This is a genomic window from Mesorhizobium sp. WSM4807 (assembly GCF_055811615.1).
Genome location: NZ_JBVVQY010000012.1, coordinates 38,887 through 55,770, shown reverse-complemented (window position 1 = coordinate 55,770; position 16,884 = coordinate 38,887). Strand labels below are relative to the sequence as shown.

Here is a 16,884-nt window from a genome sequence, read left to right as displayed (position 1 = left end):
AGTTCTCCTTCGATCAATCTGCGAAAATTCTGACGTCGGCGGCATCCCAGCCAAGTTCGACCGCATCGCCTGACGAGACCGGGCGCCGGTCGGCGGCGTCGGCGGTGACGCGCACCAGGAATAGCTTTGGCGACAGAGCGGTGCGGACATGCAGCTGCAGGTCGAGCCCGTGATAGGCGAGCGCCTCGACGGTGCCGGCGATCCGATTGGCTGTCTCTGGCGACGGGAAAAGCCGGATGCGTTCGGGCCGCACCGAAGCGACCGCCGCAGCGCCGGGTGAAAGTATTGCGGGAACCGTGCCGGCGATCCGTGTGCCGTCCGCTGCCATCACCCCGTCGGCGGTGGCCTTGCCCGGCACGAAATTCATGACGCCGATGAAGTCGGCGACGAAACGGTCGGCCGGACGCTCGTAGACAGCGTGCGGTGTGTCGCATTGCAGCAGCTTGCCGTCCCTGAGCACCGCCATGCGGTCGGCCATGACAAGCGATTCCTCCTGATCATGGGTGACGATGACGAAGGTGATGCCGACCTCGTGCTGCAGGCGCTTCAGCTCCAGCTGCATGGCGCCGCGCAACTTCTTGTCGAGCGCGCCGAGCGGCTCGTCGAGCAGCAGCAGCCGCGGCCGCTTGACCAACGCCCGGGCAAGCGCGACGCGCTGTTTCTGGCCGCCCGACAATTGCTCCGGCTTGCGGTCGGCGAAAGGAATGAGCTCGGTCGTCGCCAGGATGGCGTCGACGCGGGAGCGAATTTCATTTGCCGGCAAACGTTCCATTTCGAGGCCGTAGGAGACATTGGCCCTGACGCTCATATGCGGAAACAGCGCATAGGACTGGAACATCAGATTGACCGGCCGCTTGTTGGGCGGGGTTTTGGCGATGTCGCGGCCGTCGAGCAGGATGCGCCCGTGATTGGGCGTCTCGAAGCCGGCCAGCATGCGCAGCAGCGTGGTCTTGCCGCAGCCCGAAGGTCCAAGCAAGGCGAAGAACTCGTTCTCGCGGATATCGAGCGAGATGCCGTCCACGGCCGTGACCCGGCCGAAATTCTTCGACACCTTGTCGATTGCCAGCAGCGTGCGGGGTGCGCTCATTGGCCGATCACCCCGCGGTTGAGCCGCTGCGACAGGGTCAGCGCGGTGATTGAGACCGCCATGACGATGGTCGCCAATGCGTTTATCTCCGGGGTGATGCCGAAGCGGATCATCGAATAGATCTGCATCGGCAGCGTGGTCGAGGCACGGCCGGCGCCTGATGTGAAGAAGGCGATGATGAACTCGTCGACCGAAAGCGTGAAGGCGAGCAGCGCACCGGCGACGACCGCCGGCAGGATGACCGGCAATGTCACCCGCCTGAAGGTGGTGATTGCGGAAGCGCCGAGATCGGCGGAGGCCTCGACGATCGACCAGTCGAAGCTCTTCAGCCGCGCGCGCACCACCGAACAGACGAAGGCGAGGTTGAAGACGACATGGGCGAGGATGATGGTGTGCAGGCCCAGGGTGAAATCGAGCAAAGAGAAGAAGCTGAGCAGCGCGATCGCCAGCACGATGTCAGGAATGATCATCGGCGCAAAGATCAGCGCCTCGAGGCCGCTCCCATATTGCCGGCGTATTTCGACGCCGATCGCCAGCAGCGTGCCGAGCAGCGTGGCGATGGCGGTCGAGACCAGTGCCACGATCAGCGTGTTGAGGGCGGCGGAAAGGATCGCGGAGTTTCCGGCGAGCGAGGCATACCATTTCAGCGAAAAGCCCGACCAGACGGTCGGCAGCCCGCCTTGATTGAAAGACAGCGCCGCCAGCACGGCGATCGGAATGTAGAGGAAGGCGAAGACCAGCGAAAGCATGAGCCAGAGCGTGCGCCGTGTGGCGGGGGAGCGCTCAGCCATCGGCGCCTCCTTTCGCTTCGGCGATACGGCCGGCGGCGCGATCGGCTGCCAAGGCCTGCGCCGTCAGCACCAGCAGCATGATGGCGATCAGCGCCATCGCCAGTGCTGCGCCGAACGGCCAGTCATTGGCGGTCAGGAACTGGTCGTAGACGAGATTGCCGATCATCTGGAAACGGCCGCCGCCGAGCAGTGCGGGCGTTACGAAATTGCCGATCGACAGCACGAAGACGAAGACCGCCCCGGCGGCGATACCCGGCACCGTCAGCGGCAGGATGACCCGGCGAAATGTGGTCATGGCCGAAGCGCCAAGATCGCGCGATGCCTCGGCGAGTTCCGGATTGAGCCGCGACAGCGGCGCGTAGCAGGCCAGGATGACGAAGGGCAGATAATTGTAGACCAGCCCGGCGATGACGGCGCCTTCGGTGTAAAGCATCGACGGCGGCTCGCCGGTGTAGCCGAACCAGCGCAAGAGTTGGGTGATCAGGCCTTCACGGTTGAGCAGCACGATCCAGGCATAGGTGCGGATCAGGTAGTTGGACCAGAACGGCAATACGGCGAAGAACAGGAATACCGGCTGCAGCCGGCGCGGTGCCGCCGCGATCGCATAGGCGGCGGCATAGCCGATCACCACGGCGATCAGGGTTGCCGTGCCGGCGATGCGCGCCGAATTGAGGAAGATGCCGGCATAGAGCGGGTCGAAGACCAGCCCGAAATTCTCCAGCGTGAAGGTGTATTCGATGCCACCATAGATGCCGCGCCGGAAGAAGGCGAGCGCCAGCACCAACGCGCATGGCACCACCATCAAGGCGGTGAGCCAGGCCAGCGCCGGCGCCATCAGCAATGAGGAGCGAGAGGGGACGAAAGATCTCATTGAGGAGTACCCCCCTCTGGCCTGCCGGCCATCTCAAAGGCATCGAATTTGTGTTTGGACAGGCGCCCCCTCACCCGGATTGCCAACCGAATTGCGAAGGGCAATTCGGGGCAATCCGACCTCTCCCCGAGGGGAGAGGAGATCGTCGGCGCTGGCGCCTGCCTCTTCTCCCCAGCGGAGAGAAGGTGGCCGCCCACGGGTCTTGCCTCCGGCAAGCCCGAGGACAGGCTCCGCGGCCGGATGAGGGGGTGCTGCGCCGGAGATTGGCGACAGGCCGCAATCCAGCCGATCTCCCCCCTTGAGGGGGAGATGTCCGGCAGGACAGAGGGGGGCGTGAAGGAACGCAAGCCTGATTCCAGATGCCGAAACTATTGCGCGGCCTTGATCTCGCTGACGATCTTCGAATAGTCGCGCTGGGCATCGCCGACGTCGCGCAACTGCTCGAACTTGACCAGCTCGGCCACCGGCATGGCCATATTGGGGAATTTGGCGAGGAAATCGGCCGGCAGGCTTTCCATAGCCGGCTTGTTCGGCACCTTGTAGTCGATGTTCTGGGCCGCCCAGGCGTGGTTCTTGGCGTCCAGCATGAAGTTGATGAACTGGAAGGCGGCGTCCTTGTTGGCCGATGCCTTCATCACCACCATCGTGTCGACCCACAGGTCCGAGCCTTCCTTGGGTATGGTGTATTTAATCTCAGGATTTTCGGCGATGCCGTAATTGCACCAGCCATCCCATGCCTGCACCATCAGCGCCTCGCCCGAGACCAGCTTCGAATAGAAGGTGGTGTCGTCATAGGCGAGCAAGGTCTTCTTGGCCGAGATCAGCAGGTCCTTGACCTCGGCGAGCTTGGCCGGATCGGTCTCGTTGACCGAATAGCCTTTGGCGAGCTGGCCGGCGGCAAGTAGCCAGCGGTCGGTTGCCAGCATGGTGGTCTTGCCCTTGAGCGCATCGGACGGGGCGAGAAGATCGTTCCAGCTGGCCGGTTCAGTCTTGACCAGATCCGAGCGGTAGCAGAGGCCGGTGGTGCCCCAGGTGTAAGGCACGGAAAAATTGTTGCCGTCGTCGTGCGGCAGCTTCGCCGCCTCGGGATAGAGATTGGCGAGGTTGGGGACCTTGGCGTGGTCGATCGTCTCGATCAGGCCGAGCTTGTTCAGCACTTCGGCGAAGGGCGAGGAGACGAAAACCACGTCATAGCCCTTGCCACCCGACGCGACGAGCTTGCCCATGATCTCCTCATTGGTGGCGTGAACGACGACCTCGCCGGAAACGCCGGTCGCCGCCTTGAAGGCGGCCATGGCATCCGGCGCCATGTAGCCGTCCCAGTTGGAAATGACGAGGTCGGCGGCGGCCGCCGGCGCCGACAGCGCCATGGCGAGGCCAAGCGCGATCGAGGATGTTTTTAACGAACGGTGCCGCAGGGTGGTGGCGGTCATGACAGACTCCCATTCTGGTTGATCGTCGAATTCAATCAATCGTCGGACCAGCGCTTGCGATCATGCCGCCGCTTCGATCCTGTTCCCCGGTCTTTTTTTTTGCCGATTGACGTCACAGTACTATTGCAGAAAAAAGTACGTCAATCCATAATTTGCCAGATCGCTGCGAAATCGCCGATTGTGTCTACAAGGGCGATCGGTCAAACCGCAGCGGTCATGCCCGTTCATGAGAATCACCATGCAAGCCGTTGCCAGACGACCACGTACCAACCATCTCGATCTCGCTCAGCGCATTCTCGATGTGGCCCGGCAACGCGGCTTCGAGGCCGGCGCTCATCTCCCGGAACAGCAGATCGCTTCTCTCTGCAACGTCTCGCGGACCCCGGTGCGGGCCGCATTGCGCCTGCTCACCGAAAAAGGCGTGGTGCGCTGGGAAGCTGAATCCGGCTATCGGCTGGCCGTCGACCTCACCAACCAGGCGACCGTTGCCGCCGACCTGCCGAGCGCCGAAGAAGACGAACTCGCGGAGATGATCCTGCGTGACCGGTCGGCGCGCCGACTGGATCAGACGGTGACTATCGGCGCGCTGATGCGGCGGTATGATGCCGAGCGAAAGACGGTACTAAAAGCGCTAAAGAAACTGACAGATGAAAATCTTCTGGACCGGGCACCGGGACAGGCCTGGCTGTTCAGGCGGGCGCCTGACGATCCAGAGGCACAAGGGGAAAGCTACGAGTTCCGCCTGCTGCTCGAACCCGCCGCCATTCTGGCGCCTGGCTTTCGGCTGGACGGGACCCGCGCGGCAGCCTTGCGCCAGGGCATGGAAACGCTGCTGGCGCTGCCCGACGCCGCGTTCGATATCAAAGAGTTCCAGCGGCTGGACATCGACTTTCACGGCCTAATCGCCGATGGCGCCGCCAACCGGTTCGTCACCGACGCGCTGTCCGACCATCTCAGGCTGCGCCGGCTGCCGGGGACCTATGCCGGCGTCAACGTCTTCCGGCTGAAGCAATCGCTGCGCGAGCACCTGGCCATACTCGACCAATTGGAAAGCCGGCAGTATGAGGTTGCAGCCGATCTGCTTCGCGTCCACCTGCGGTTGTCCCGCAGCCAGCGGCCGCAGGCGGCCAGTCGCGGGGCCCCCGCATTGTTCGGCATGATCAGCCGGCCGGAATAACGAGGAACATGCGCAAAGCCAGCCCGACCATCGCGCTGTTTCCCGAAGCGAGCTTCGGCGCCGCGCTCAATTGCGTCGGCATCGCACAGGCCTTGCGCGCAAGGGGCGCCCGGCCGGTGTTCATCTGCCATGCCGGCTTCTCCGGCGTGTTTGCCGACTACGGGTTTCAGGAATACCAGTTGCCGACCGACGATCCGCTGACCGACAGCGAGCGCCAGAACTACTGGCAGGCGTTCGTGCGCCGCCATCTGCCGCATTTCAGGCTGAGCCCGATCGATCAGCTCGAAACCTACGTCGCCCCGACCTGGGAAGCGATCGTCGATACCGCGGTCAATGCCGAGGCGCCGCTGCGCCAATTGCTGGCCAGGCTGAAGCCGGATGCCGTGGTGCTCGACAACGTCATCATGTTTCCGGCGCTGGCTGCCGCCGGCTGCCCCTGGGTGCGCGTCGTCTCCTGCGCCGAGACCGAGCTGCCCGACGCCGATGTACCCCCCTATCTGTCCGGGCTCGCCGCCGACGACCCGAGCCGTGCGGCCTTCGAGGTCCGTTATCTGGCAGCGGTCGCTCCGGCGCATGATCGGTTCAACCGGCTTCGGACCGACGCTGGACTTGCGCCCTTGCCGAAGGGTCTTTTTCTGGAAGCTTCGCCTTACCTCAATTTGCTGCTGACTCCGACGATCGTGCGCAGGGAGCGGGCAGAGCCGCTCGACCCGGCCCGCTTCGTCTATCTTGAAGGCTGCGTCCGCTCGGAAGGGCCGTTCGACGTGCCGGTCTTTCCGCGCAATGACGGGCCGCTGGTCTATCTCAGCTTCGGCAGCCTGGGCGCCATGGATGTCGGCCTGATCGAGCGCATGCTCACCTTGTTCGACCGGCTTCCGGCCCGCTTCATCGTCAATGTCGGTGGCCTGCGTGACACCTATCGCGCGGTTCCGGACAATGTCTATCTCGACGCCTGGTTTCCGCAGCCGTCGGTCGTTGCGAAATCCGACCTCTTCATCCATCACGGCGGCAACAACAGCTTTTGCGAAGCGCTGCGTTTCGGCGTGCCGTCGCTGATCATGCCCTATTGCTGGGACGGGCATGACAATGCGCGACGCGCCGAGGAAACCGGAGTCGGCGGCCACATCAGCCGCGATGGCTGGAGCGACGACGAACTGGAAAAGGCCATTCTTGGCCTAATGGCCGACGGCGAGATGCGCTTTCGCCTCAAGGAGAATGCGGCCACCATGGCACGGGTGCCGGGAACCGAAATCGCCGCCGAATCCATTCTCGCCCTCGTAAGGACGTGACCTGATGCTCAACACCACGACAACGGATGCACCGCAAATGACCCCAACGGAGGATCCGAAGGGATGGCTGGAGCAGCAGGGGATCAGGGAAGTCGAGTGCCTGGTGCCGGATGTGAATGGCGTGTTGCGTGGCAAGGCCTTGCCGACGGCCAAGTTCCTGAAGTCGCTCGAAGATCGCGCGCTCTACCTGCCGAGCAGCGCCTTCCTGGTCTGCATCGACGGCCGCTATTCCGGTTCCAACGACGAGGGTTTTGGCTATCAGGACCCCGACATGCGGATGGTGCCGGATGTTGCGACGATCTGCCTTGCGCCTGGCGCCGGAGCAGGCAAGGCCTATGTCTTTGCCGATGCGTTTCACATGGACGATCGGCCGTGGATGGCCTCGCCACGTCATGTCTTGAGGGCCGTGCTCGATCTCTATCGCCAGCGCGGCTGGCGGGCGGTGGTGGCACCGGAGCTCGAATTCTACCTGACCGCGCCCAATCCCGATCCCGATCGGCCGTTGAGCGCGCCGGTCGGGCGCAATGGCCGCTCCGAAACCGTACAGCATCCCTATGACATGGCGGCGCTGGAGGAATTCGAGCCGGTGATCCGGCGCCTCTACGACTATGCCGCCGCGGCCGGGCTGCCGCTCGACACGCTGATCCACGAATCGGGCACGGCGCAGCTCGAGATCAATTTCCTGCATGGCGACGCGCTGCCGCTGGCCGACAAGGTGCTGCTGTTCAAGCGGTTGACGCGCCAGGCCGCGCAGGAAGGTGGCATGCATGCGACCTTCATGGCCAAGCCGATCGCCGCGCAAGCCGGCAGCTCCATGCATCTCCACATGTCGGTCATCGACGAGGCCGGGAATACGCTGTTTGCCGGGCGTGACGATGCCGACACCGAGATGTTCGGGCATTTCATTGGCGGGCTGCAGAAATACATTCCCGAGGTGATGCCGCTGTTTGCGCCGAACGTGAATTCGTTCCGCCGCATCCGGCCGAACCACAGCGCCCCCGCCAACATCGAGTGGTCGCATGACAATCGCTCCTGCGGCCTGCGCGTGCCGGCCGGCGGGCGGGCCGCGCGGCGGGTGGAAAATCGGCTGCCGGGCGCCGATGCCAACCCCTATCTGGCGATGGCCGGCTCGCTGCTCTGTGGCTATCTCGGCGTCGAGGAAAAGCTCTCGCGTTCGCCCGAGGCATCGGGCAATGCCTATCGCTGCAAGAGCACGCTGCCGAAAACCATGGAGGAGGCGCTCGACCGTTTCGCTGCGTGCAGTCCGGTTCGGGAGTTGCTCGGCGAGGATTTCTTCCAGACCTATCTGCGCGTCAAGAGCGTCGAGCTCGACCTGTTCCAGAGCGTCGTCACGAGCTGGGAACGCGACCATCTGCTGCTCAAGGTTTAATGATGGGCTTCAATTCTGGCGGGTTCAACTCCGGCCTCGATATCGGCAAATCCTATTATGTCGCAACGGCCAATCCGGCTCCGGATCATCCGGCGCTGCAGGGCGACATCGACGCCGATCTGGTGGTGGTCGGCGGCGGCTGTACCGGCCTGTCCGCAGCCCTTCATGCGGCCGAGCGCGGGCTGAAGGTCGTGCTCCTGGAAGGCGGCAAGATCGGCTGGGGGGCGTCGGGGCGCAATGGCGGCCAGATCATCCCTGGCCTGCGCAAGGGCGCCAAGGGTCTGGTCAAGCTTTATGGGCCCGAACGGGCGCGGGCGCTGTTCGATCTCGCCTTCGAGGCGCGCGGACTGGTGCTCGACCTGATCAAGCGTCACGCCTTCGATTGCGACCTCAGGCTGACCGGCCATCTGGCCGGTGCGGTCAACGGCTCCGACCTGCGCGATCTCGAAGAAGAGGTCGAGTGCCTTGCCACCGTGATGAACTTTCATGACGTCGAGATGCTGTCGGCGGAGCAGGCGCGCGCAATGGTGAACACGCCCTATCACGGCGCGATGTACGAGAAGCTCGGCGGCCACATGCATCCGCTGAACTATACGCTGGGTCTTGCCCGCGCGGCAGCAGCGGCGGGCGTCACCATCCACGAAAATTCGGTGGCGCTGCGGCTGGAGCGGGAGCCCTCCATCAGGGTTTCGACGGCCAAGGGCTCGGTCCGGGCCACGCATGTCGTGCTGGCCGGCGATGCGCTGCTCCAGGGGCTCGAGCCGCGCGTCAACAGCCGCATCATGCCGGTCGGCAACTACATCGTCGCGACCGAGCCGCTGGATGACACCAGCGACGTCATTCCAAGCAATGTCGCCGTCTCCGACACACGCTTCGTCGTCAACTACTACCGGCTGTCGGCGGACGGCCGCCTGCTGTTCGGCGGCGGCGAGCGCTACACGCCGTCGCCGCCCGCAGACCTTGCCGGCTTCGTGCGGCCGCATATGGAGAAAACTTTTCCGCAATTGCGCGGCCGCCGCATCGATCATGCCTGGGGCGGGCTGGTCTCGGTGACGACATCGCGCCTGCCGGATGTCGGCCACTATGGCGAGGTCTATTTTGCGCATGGCTATTCCGGCAAGGGCGTGATCCTGTCGACGCTGTCGGGAAAGCTTCTTGCCGAGGCGATCACCGGCGATACTTCGCGGCTCGATCTGTTTTCGACGCTGAGGCCAATGCCGTTTCCCGGCGGCACCACGCTGCGTGGTCCGCTCTATGTGCTCGGCATGCTCTGGTACGCCATGCGCGATCGCATCAAGCATTGATCGCAAGCGATCCACCGCCGCGGTGGTTTTGCCGACGGTAGGCGCCAGCTGCAGCTTCCCGCCGACAAATTTGACCATGTGGACAAAGGTGGGGCTCCGTTCCATAGTTCCCTCGCTGATAGTTCAAAGAAACAGCCGGCTCGACACGGCGCCAATCAGAGGGGCATGCAATGGAAAATGGGAAGAGCAGAATCCAATTGAAACGCGAAGGACTTTCGCGACGCAACGTGCTGGAACTCGGCGCGCTTGGCCTGGCGGCAGCCATGCTGCCGGGCAGTGCCTTGGCGCAGGACAAGAAGCTGAAGGTGGCGGCGATCTTCGCCACGCCGACCGAGGAGCCATGGGTCCACCAGATTCATGTCGCCCTGCAGAGAGCCGAGAAGGAACTCGGCATCGAATACAAATGGTCGGAGAAGGTGCAGACGGCCGATTTCAGCCGTGTCATGCGCGAATATGCGCAAGGCGGCTATGAGCTGGTTCTCGGCGATGCATTCGCGGCCGAGCGCGAATCCCGCCGCACGGCCAAGCAGTTTCCGAAGGTCGCCTTCCTGTTCGGCTCCGGCGCCGGGCCGGCCGAGCCGAATTTCGCAGTTTTCGACAACTGGATCCACGAGCCGGCCTATCTCTCCGGCCTGATCGCCGGAAAGATGTCGAAATCAGGCACGATTGGCGCCGTCGCGGCGATGGGCATTCCCGAGGTCAACCGGCTGGTCAATGCCTTCTTTGCCGGCGCCCGGGAGGTCAATCCTGATATCAAGAGGAAGGTCGCTTTTATCGGCTCCTTCTTCGACCCACCAAAGGCGAAGGAAGCGGCTATCGCCCAGATCGACGCCGGCGTCGACGTGATCTATGCCGAACGTTTCGGCGTCATCGAAGCGGCGGTCGAGAGGAAGATCCTCGCCATCTCCAACATGTCCGACCAATCCAACCTCGGCCCGGACACGGTGATCACCGGCCCGGTCTGGGACATGTATCCGACGGTCGAGCACGCGATCAAGCTGGTCAAGGCCGGTGTCTTCACCGCGCAGGACTACGGCGATTTCTCGCGCATGGCCAAGGGCGGCTCCTTTCTGGCGTCGTATCACAAATTCGACAAGACGCTGCCCGCCGACATCAAGGAGCTGGTCGAAAAGAAAAAGGCAGAAATCCTCGACGGCAATTTCCGCGTCAACGTCGACGAGGAAACGCCGGTTTCGGATTGAGCGGTGCAGCCCTCCCCCTTGAGGGGAGGGTGGCCCGAAGGGCCGGGTGGGGTCCGCTGTGATGCGCTCCATCCTTATCGGTCTAAAGGTCGAGGCAGCTGAGGTGACCCCTCCCGCCTCGCTTCGCTCGGCACCCGCCCCTCAAGGGGGAGGGGTGTCAGCGCCATCTCTCACCAGGAGCACCCTTGTCAACGCCCGCCCCTCTCATCGAAATGCGCGGCATCTCCAAGAGCTTCGGCGCCGTCATGGCGAACGAAGCTGTCGATCTCAGCGTTGCGCCGGGCGAGATTCTCGGGCTGCTGGGTGAAAATGGCGCCGGCAAGACGACGCTGATGAACGTGCTGTTCGGCGCCTATGCGCCGGACGCCGGCGAGATCCTGGTCCAGGGCCGGCCGGTGGCGATCAACAGTTCGGCCGATGCGCTCGCCGCCGGCATCGGCATGGTGCACCAGCACTTTCATCTCGCACCGCGGCTCTCGGTGCTGGAAAATCTGCTGATCGGCATCCCCGGAAAGTCGGGCCGGATCGACCGCGCCAGCGGGCTGGCGCGACTGGCGGAGATCGGCCGCCAGCATGGGCTCACGCTTGAGCCGGACCTTCCCGTCTCGGCGTTGTCGATCGGCGAGCAGCAGCGGCTCGAAATCGTCAAGGCGTTGTTTCGCGGTGCAAGGCTGCTGATCCTCGACGAGCCGACGGCGGTGCTGGCGCCGACAGAGGTCGACGGGCTGTTTTCGGCGCTGCGGTCGATGGCGGCCCAGGGTCTCGGCGTCATCTTCATCTCGCATAAACTCAACGAGGTGCGCGCGCTGACCCATCGCTGCGTGGTGCTGCGGCATGGCCGCGTGACCGGGCGCGTCGATACCCCCCGCAGGCACGACATCCTCGGAGATGGCGCGTCTGATGTGCGGCCACGAGATCGTTCCGCCGGCCAGGGGACCATCGACGCCAGGTGAGGCTGTGCTGACCCTTGACGGCATCTCGACCTCGCGCCATTCCGGCATGGCGCTGCGCGACGTCTCACTCTCTGTGCGAGCAGGCGAGATCCTCGGCATTGCCGGTGTCGCGGGCAATGGCCAGCGGGCGCTGGCGGAGGTAGTCTCCGGCATTCGTGCGCCCGGTGCCGGCCGGATGACGATAGCCGGCAAAATGGTCTCGCGATTCTCGCCGCGCGAGGTGCAGGCGCTTGGTCTCGGGCGTATACCAGAAGACCGGATGACGACGGGACTGGTCACCAACCTGCCGCTTGCCGATTCGATGGTGCTGCCGCGCATCGGCACGGGGGCGTTCAGCCGCAACGGCCTGCTCAGGCCCGACGCGATCCGCGCCTTCGCCGAGGCGCAGATAAAGGCCTATGACATACGCTGCCCCGGGCCGATGACGAGGGCCGGGGCGCTTTCCGGCGGCAATCTGCAAAAGGCGCTGCTGGCGCGCGAGCTCGCCTTCGACCCCAAGGTGCTGATCGTGTCGCAGCCGACGCGCGGCCTCGACATCGGTGCAGCGCGCTTCATCCACGAAAAGTTCCTCGACATGCGCGCTAGGGGCTGCGGCATCATCGTCATCGGCGAGGATCTCGAAGAGCTGCTGATGCTCTGCGACCGTATTGCGGTGATGTATGAGGGACGCATCGTCGGAACGCTCGACAGCGCCGATGCCACCATCGCGCGGCTCGGCCTGATGATGACCGGGGCGGAGGGCCATAGTTGATGTTCCGCCTTGAAGCCCGCACCAGCACGCCCGCCTGGTTTAATCTGGCTCTGCCGTTGCTGGCGATCGGCGCGACATTGGTGCTGTGCAGCGGTCTGATCGCATTGGCCGGCGCCGGGGTGATCGAAGCATATGGCGTGATGTTCTCGGCGTCGCTGGGCGACAGCTACGCCATCACCGAAACGCTGGTGCGCGCAACCCCGATGATCTTTACCGGGCTTGCCGTCGCCGTCGCCTTCCGGGCCAAATTCTGGAACATCGGCGCCGAGGGGCAGTTGCTTGCCGGTGCGGTGGCGAGCTGCGCCGTCGGCGCCATCCCGATGCCGGGGCCGCTCGCCATGCTGCTGATGGCATTGGCGGGCGCGGCCGCCGGCGCGGCGGTCGCCTTGGTGCCGGCGACGCTGCGCGTAAACTTTAGGGTTGATGACGTGGTCAGCTCGCTGCTGCTCAACTCGGTCATCTTCTACGCCCTGATGGCGCTGATCGAAGGCCCGTGGAAAGACAGTTTCAGCGGCTACCCGATCTCGCCGCCGATCGAGGATTCAGCGAATTTCCCGGTGCTGCTTGAAGGCACGCGGCTGCATCTCGGCGTCGTGGCGGCTTTCCTTGCCGCGCCGGTCATCTGGTTCCTGATTGCGCGCACCACGCTCGGCTTCAGGATCAGGGTGATTGGGGAAAATCCCGAAGCCGCGCGCTATGGCGGCATTCATGTCGAGCGCGTGCTGATCTCGACGGCGCTGCTGTCCGGCGCGCTGGCTGGCCTTGCCGGGGTCGGCGAGGTCGGCGGCGTGCATTTCCAGGTGATGAGCGACATCTCGCCGGGCTATGGCTATTCCGGCATTGTCGTCGCCATGCTGGCGAGGCTCAACCCGCTCGGCGTGGTGCCGGCGGCGCTCTTCCTCGCCGCCGTCATGACCGGCGCCGAGGCGATGTCGCGGGCCACCGGCGTTCCGGCTTTTCTCAGCGACGTCATCCAGGGAACCGCGCTGCTCGCCATGCTGGTGGCGCTGCTGTTCACCGCTTACCGCGTCCGCCGCGTCGGAGCCGGACGATGAGCGTGGTGCTCGAACAGATTTTTCAGGTCGGCTTCCTCGCCGCCATCATCCGCATTGCCACGCCTTTGGCTTTCGCAACGCTGGGCGAGATGTTCTCCGAGCGGGCCGGTGTGCTCAATCTCGGCATCGAAGGCATCATGCTGTTGTCGGCGATGACCGGCTTCACCGCGACCAGCCTCAGCGGCAGCCTGTGGCTCGGCGTGCTTGCGGCGATGCTGACCGGTGCGCTGATGGGTGCTCTGCATGCGCTGTTCACGGTGGCGCTCGGCCTCAGCCAGCATGTCTGCGGCATCGGCGTCACGCTGTTCTCGTCGGGCCTCGCCTATTTCCTCTACCGGCTGATCTTCGGCCAGCAATCGGTGCCGCCCAGCATCAAGAGTTTCGAAACGCTGCCGATCCTTGTTCTCTCCGACATCCCGGTGCTCGGACCGGCGGTATTCAACCAGTTTTCGCTGGTCTACATGGCGATGGCAGCCGTTCCCCTGGCCGCCTTCGTGCTCTATCGGACGCCGTGGGGCCTGTCGGTGCGCATGGTCGGCGAAAATCCACGCGCCGCCGATTCGGCCGGCGTCGGGGTCATCGCCACGCGCTTCCAGGCGGTAATCCTCGGCGGCGCGCTGATGGGGCTGGCCGGGGCTTTCCTGTCGATGGTGCAGTTCAACGCATTCACCTTCGGTCTCGTTTCAGGGCGTGGCTGGGTGGCGATCGCGCTGGTTGTCTTCGGCCGCTGGGATCCCTGGCGTTCGGCAGGGGCCGCCCTGCTGTTCGCCTTCGTCGATGCATTGCAATTGCGCATGCAGGCGAGCGGGCTCGGCCACATCCCCTATGAGGCGTTCCTGATGCTGCCCTTCATCTTCACCATCGTCGCCATGGCGGTAATGTCGCGCAATGCCGTCGCGCCTTCGGCGCTGCTCAAGCCGTTCCGCCGGGAAGAGCGCTGACAGTCCGGGGCGGGAAATTATCAGCCGCCGCTTAGCGCCCGCATCACATTCGGCAGCGCCGGCAGCGTCAACAAAACCGTGCCGGCAAGCCAGATAGACGAGACGACGATGCTCCTGGGGCGCGCCGACCAGCGCTCATAGAGCGCGGCTGGCACGCCGGCGAGCATGATCGTCATCGTCGACAGGATCAGCGCACTTGTCATATAAACGATCTGGCTTAAGGGAGGCGCCCAGCCCGGATACCAGACCGGATAGAACAGGAACACCATCAGCACCCACGGCGAAAAGATACCGTTGACGATGGCGACCGCCATGACCGGCACAAGAGCGTTTCTGTCCATTGCCTCAACCCCCCTGTGAAGCCATCGGCGCAACGCCGAAATTGATCAGCAAGACGAGATAGCCCACGCGCAAGGCCATGAGCCAGAGCACGCTGAAGACGATCAGCACCGGCTGGGTCAGGATCGACGGCGTGATGGTCCGCACGATCCGCAGGAACGGGTCCGTGACGGTTTTGAAGAAGCGCCAGATGTAGTTGTCCCAGCTTTCGGGCACGAAGAGGCCGAGCACGAGACGCCCCATCAGCGTGTACATCACCGCGGCGAGGATGAAATTCGGAATGTGGAAATACCAATAGGACCAGAAATCGTTCATGTGGGATTTTCCAAGCAGCGGCGGCGCCGCGTTATGCCAGCGGCGCCTCCGAAATGAAAGCGGGGTCCGTCGCCGGACCCCGCTTCGAGCGCCGATCGCTATGCTCGATCAGGCGGTCTTTTCTTCCATCATCTGCTTGCCGCGAGGGACGCGGATTTCCTCGATGAAATCCTGCATAGCCCGGGACGGCGCCCTGGTGAGAAGGCTGACGATGATCATCACGGCGAAGCCCACCGGCAGCCCGAAGGCCGCCGACGAAATATTCTTCACGCCCCACCACAGTTCCATATTGGGCGTCGCCTTGTCGAAGTCGGCGCCGTACTGCGTCATGACAAGGTAGAAGATGGTGATGCCGAAGCCCGCGATCATGCCGGCGACCGCACCGGCCGAGTTGGCCCGCTTCCACCAGACGCCGAGCACCAGCGCCGGGAAGAGCCCGCCGGCGGCAAGAGAGAAGGCCCATGACACCATCGACAGGATGTCCGACGGCTTGGTCGATGCGACGTAGGCGGCCAGCACGGCAACCATAACCAGCAAGATGCGGGACACGATCAGGCGCCGCGACGTAGGCGCATTCTGGTCGATCATCTTGTAGTAGATGTCGTGGCTGAGCGCGTTGGCGATGGCCAGCAGGAGACCGTCCGCCGTCGACAGCGCGGCGGCAAGACCGCCGGCGGCGACGAGGCCCGAGATGACGTAAGGCATTCCGGCCATTTCCGGCGTCGCCAGCACGATCATGTCGGCGTTGAGGTTGATGTCGGCAAACGAAAGTGCCGTCACGCCCTTTTCGGCGCAGGCCGCGACGATCGCCGCGGAGTCTGTCGCCGCCTTGCCGCAGATCTGCACGAGCGTATTGTCGGCAGCGGCCCAGCGCATCATCCATCCGGCTTTCTCGGCGATGTTTTCGGGCGTCAGACCCGACGCCACCAGGTCGAGCATCGTCCACTTGGCGAACGCAGCATAGGCGGGCGCGGTGAAGTAGAGGATGAAGATGAACAGCAGCGACCAGGCGACCGAAACACGCGCTTCACGCACCGACGGGGTGGTGAAGTAGCGCATCAGGACGTGCGGCAATGACGCCGTTCCGACCATCAGGCAGAGGATCAGCAGGAAGTAGTTCTTGGCATCATAGCCGCCATGCACGAACGGCGTGATGTGATGCACGGTGATGCCCTGCGCCGTCTCAAGCGCGGTGATGTTCGCCAGCGCCTGGCCTTGCATCAATTGTGGGATCGGCACGCCGGTTTTCACCGTCGACATCCAGATGACAGGGATGAGATAGGCGATGATCAGCACGATGTACTGGGCGACCTGCGTCCAGGTGACGGCGCGCATGCCGCCCAGCATGGAGCACACCAGGATGCCGGCAAGACCGACATAGACCGCGACGTTGAAGTCGATGCCAAGGAAGCGAGCCGAGATCAGCCCGGTGCCGAAAATCTGCGCGACCACATAGGTAAACGAGCAGGAGAACAGAACGATCACGCCGATGAAGCGGGCAAGATTGCCGCCGTAGCGCGCCGACAGGAAGTCGGGAACGGTGTAGGCGCCGAACTTGCGCAGATAGGGCGCAACGAGGATGGCCACGAGCACGTAGCCGCCGGTCCAGCCGAGCACGAAACCGAGGCCGTCATAGCCGAGCAGGTAGAGCGAACCGGCCATGCCGATGAAGGAGGCCGCTGACATCCAGTCGGCGCCGGTCGCCATGCCGTTGTAGAGCGCCGGTACGCGGCGCCCGGCGACGTAATATTCGCCGACGTGCATGGTGCGGCTCAGGATGCCGATTACCGCGTAGATGACGATGGTAAAGCCCATGAACAGGTAGCCGATTACAACATTTTCGACGCCCATGGCGCTCAAGATAGCCATCAAGATGATGAAGGCTATGAAGCCGCCGGTGTAGATGCCGTAGATGCGGCCAAGATTGGAGGTGAAGTCGCCTCCGCCTGCGGTGGTAGATGTCGTGTTAGCCATTGACGTTCCCCC

14 protein-coding genes and 1 pseudogene are annotated in these 16,884 nt (G+C 63.9%); 8 read left to right on the top strand and 7 right to left on the bottom strand.

Annotation, left to right across the window (positions count from 1 at the left end; translation table 11 throughout):
• Window positions 1–13: 13 nt before the first annotated feature.
• The 4 genes from AC0L3N_RS17405 to AC0L3N_RS17390 form a co-directional block, all read right to left on the bottom strand.
• Window positions 14–1,087 carry an ABC transporter ATP-binding protein gene (locus AC0L3N_RS17405; RefSeq protein ID WP_473548765.1) on the bottom strand — a complete coding sequence of 358 codons (1,074 nt, stop codon included), beginning with the start codon at window positions 1,085–1,087 and terminating at the stop codon, window positions 14–16.
• Window positions 1,084–1,878, bottom strand: a complete 795-nt coding sequence (locus AC0L3N_RS17400; RefSeq protein ID WP_473548764.1) for an ABC transporter permease — start codon at window positions 1,876–1,878, stop codon at window positions 1,084–1,086. The genes AC0L3N_RS17405 and AC0L3N_RS17400 overlap by 4 nt, the downstream gene beginning before the upstream one ends.
• Window positions 1,871–2,713, bottom strand: coding sequence for an ABC transporter permease (locus AC0L3N_RS17395; RefSeq protein ID WP_095495545.1), 843 nt, complete (start codon window positions 2,711–2,713; stop codon window positions 1,871–1,873). The genes AC0L3N_RS17400 and AC0L3N_RS17395 overlap by 8 nt, the downstream gene beginning before the upstream one ends.
• Before the next feature lie 404 nt (window positions 2,714–3,117).
• Window positions 3,118–4,182, bottom strand: a complete 1,065-nt coding sequence (locus AC0L3N_RS17390) for a polyamine ABC transporter substrate-binding protein (RefSeq protein WP_473525816.1) — start codon at window positions 4,180–4,182, stop codon at window positions 3,118–3,120.
• Window positions 4,183–4,420: 238 nt separating this feature from the next.
• Between AC0L3N_RS17390 and AC0L3N_RS17385 the strand changes: the two genes are divergently transcribed.
• The 8 genes and pseudogenes from AC0L3N_RS17385 to AC0L3N_RS17350 all read left to right on the top strand — a co-directional run bounded on the left by AC0L3N_RS17385 (window position 4,421) and on the right by AC0L3N_RS17350 (window position 14,244).
• A complete protein-coding gene (locus AC0L3N_RS17385; protein WP_473548763.1) occupies window positions 4,421–5,359 on the top strand; it encodes a GntR family transcriptional regulator in 939 nt (312 codons plus the stop codon).
• An 8-nt stretch (window positions 5,360–5,367) separates the two neighbouring features.
• Window positions 5,368–6,648 carry a glycosyltransferase gene (locus tag AC0L3N_RS17380; protein WP_473548762.1) on the top strand — a complete coding sequence of 427 codons (1,281 nt, stop codon included), beginning with the start codon at window positions 5,368–5,370 and terminating at the stop codon, window positions 6,646–6,648.
• Between the two features lie 37 nt (window positions 6,649–6,685).
• Window positions 6,686–8,038 carry a glutamine synthetase family protein gene (locus AC0L3N_RS17375; RefSeq protein ID WP_473548761.1) on the top strand — a complete coding sequence of 451 codons (1,353 nt, stop codon included), beginning with the start codon at window positions 6,686–6,688 and terminating at the stop codon, window positions 8,036–8,038.
• Window positions 8,039–8,040: 2 nt separating this feature from the next.
• Complete coding sequence (locus AC0L3N_RS17370; RefSeq protein WP_473548759.1) at window positions 8,041–9,342, top strand: NAD(P)/FAD-dependent oxidoreductase; 1,302 nt, start codon at window positions 8,041–8,043, stop codon at window positions 9,340–9,342.
• A 197-nt stretch (window positions 9,343–9,539) separates the two neighbouring features.
• On the top strand, window positions 9,540–10,544 hold the full coding sequence (locus AC0L3N_RS17365; RefSeq protein WP_473548758.1) for a BMP family protein: 1,005 nt from the start codon (window positions 9,540–9,542) through the stop codon (window positions 10,542–10,544).
• Between the two features lie 212 nt (window positions 10,545–10,756).
• Window positions 10,757–12,248 (top strand): annotated as a pseudogene (locus tag AC0L3N_RS17360) (ABC transporter ATP-binding protein).
• Window positions 12,248–13,303, top strand: a complete 1,056-nt coding sequence (locus AC0L3N_RS17355; protein ID WP_473548757.1) for an ABC transporter permease — start codon at window positions 12,248–12,250, stop codon at window positions 13,301–13,303. The pseudogene AC0L3N_RS17360 and the gene AC0L3N_RS17355 overlap by 1 nt, the downstream one beginning before the upstream one ends.
• Complete coding sequence (locus AC0L3N_RS17350; protein WP_473548756.1) at window positions 13,300–14,244, top strand: ABC transporter permease; 945 nt, start codon at window positions 13,300–13,302, stop codon at window positions 14,242–14,244. The genes AC0L3N_RS17355 and AC0L3N_RS17350 overlap by 4 nt, the downstream gene beginning before the upstream one ends.
• 20 nt (window positions 14,245–14,264) lie before the next feature.
• Here the strand turns inward: AC0L3N_RS17350 and AC0L3N_RS17345 are convergent, their stop codons facing one another.
• The 3 genes from AC0L3N_RS17345 to AC0L3N_RS17335 form a co-directional block, all read right to left on the bottom strand.
• Window positions 14,265–14,585 carry a hypothetical protein gene (locus AC0L3N_RS17345; protein ID WP_473548755.1) on the bottom strand — a complete coding sequence of 107 codons (321 nt, stop codon included), beginning with the start codon at window positions 14,583–14,585 and terminating at the stop codon, window positions 14,265–14,267.
• A gap of 4 nt (window positions 14,586–14,589) precedes the next feature.
• Window positions 14,590–14,898, bottom strand: coding sequence for a YggT family protein (locus AC0L3N_RS17340; protein ID WP_123148870.1), 309 nt, complete (start codon window positions 14,896–14,898; stop codon window positions 14,590–14,592).
• Window positions 14,899–15,006: 108 nt separating this feature from the next.
• Window positions 15,007–16,872 carry a sodium:solute symporter family protein gene (locus AC0L3N_RS17335; protein ID WP_473548753.1) on the bottom strand — a complete coding sequence of 622 codons (1,866 nt, stop codon included), beginning with the start codon at window positions 16,870–16,872 and terminating at the stop codon, window positions 15,007–15,009.
• Between the last annotated feature and the right edge of the window lie 12 nt (window positions 16,873–16,884).

What these genes read in the sequence shown, in the direction of transcription:
- AC0L3N_RS17395 (WP_095495545.1), bottom strand. Translation starts at nt 2,713, where the DNA reads ATGGCGCCGGCGCTGGCCTGGCTCACCGCCTTGATGGTGGTGCCATGC.
- AC0L3N_RS17345 (WP_473548755.1), bottom strand. Translation starts at nt 14,585, where the DNA reads ATGGACAGAAACGCTCTTGTGCCGGTCATGGCGGTCGCCATCGTCAAC.
- AC0L3N_RS17390 (WP_473525816.1), bottom strand. Translation starts at nt 4,182, where the DNA reads ATGACCGCCACCACCCTGCGGCACCGTTCGTTAAAAACATCCTCGATC.
- AC0L3N_RS17400 (WP_473548764.1), bottom strand. Translation starts at nt 1,878, where the DNA reads ATGGCTGAGCGCTCCCCCGCCACACGGCGCACGCTCTGGCTCATGCTT.
- AC0L3N_RS17370 (WP_473548759.1), top strand. Translation starts at nt 8,041, where the DNA reads ATGGGCTTCAATTCTGGCGGGTTCAACTCCGGCCTCGATATCGGCAAA.
- AC0L3N_RS17335 (WP_473548753.1), bottom strand. Translation starts at nt 16,872, where the DNA reads ATGGCTAACACGACATCTACCACCGCAGGCGGAGGCGACTTCACCTCC.
- AC0L3N_RS17380 (WP_473548762.1), top strand. Translation starts at nt 5,368, where the DNA reads ATGCGCAAAGCCAGCCCGACCATCGCGCTGTTTCCCGAAGCGAGCTTC.
- AC0L3N_RS17375 (WP_473548761.1), top strand. Translation starts at nt 6,686, where the DNA reads ATGACCCCAACGGAGGATCCGAAGGGATGGCTGGAGCAGCAGGGGATC.
- AC0L3N_RS17355 (WP_473548757.1), top strand. Translation starts at nt 12,248, where the DNA reads ATGTTCCGCCTTGAAGCCCGCACCAGCACGCCCGCCTGGTTTAATCTG.
- AC0L3N_RS17350 (WP_473548756.1), top strand. Translation starts at nt 13,300, where the DNA reads ATGAGCGTGGTGCTCGAACAGATTTTTCAGGTCGGCTTCCTCGCCGCC.
- AC0L3N_RS17340 (WP_123148870.1), bottom strand. Translation starts at nt 14,898, where the DNA reads ATGAACGATTTCTGGTCCTATTGGTATTTCCACATTCCGAATTTCATC.
- AC0L3N_RS17385 (WP_473548763.1), top strand. Translation starts at nt 4,421, where the DNA reads ATGCAAGCCGTTGCCAGACGACCACGTACCAACCATCTCGATCTCGCT.
- AC0L3N_RS17405 (WP_473548765.1), bottom strand. Translation starts at nt 1,087, where the DNA reads ATGAGCGCACCCCGCACGCTGCTGGCAATCGACAAGGTGTCGAAGAAT.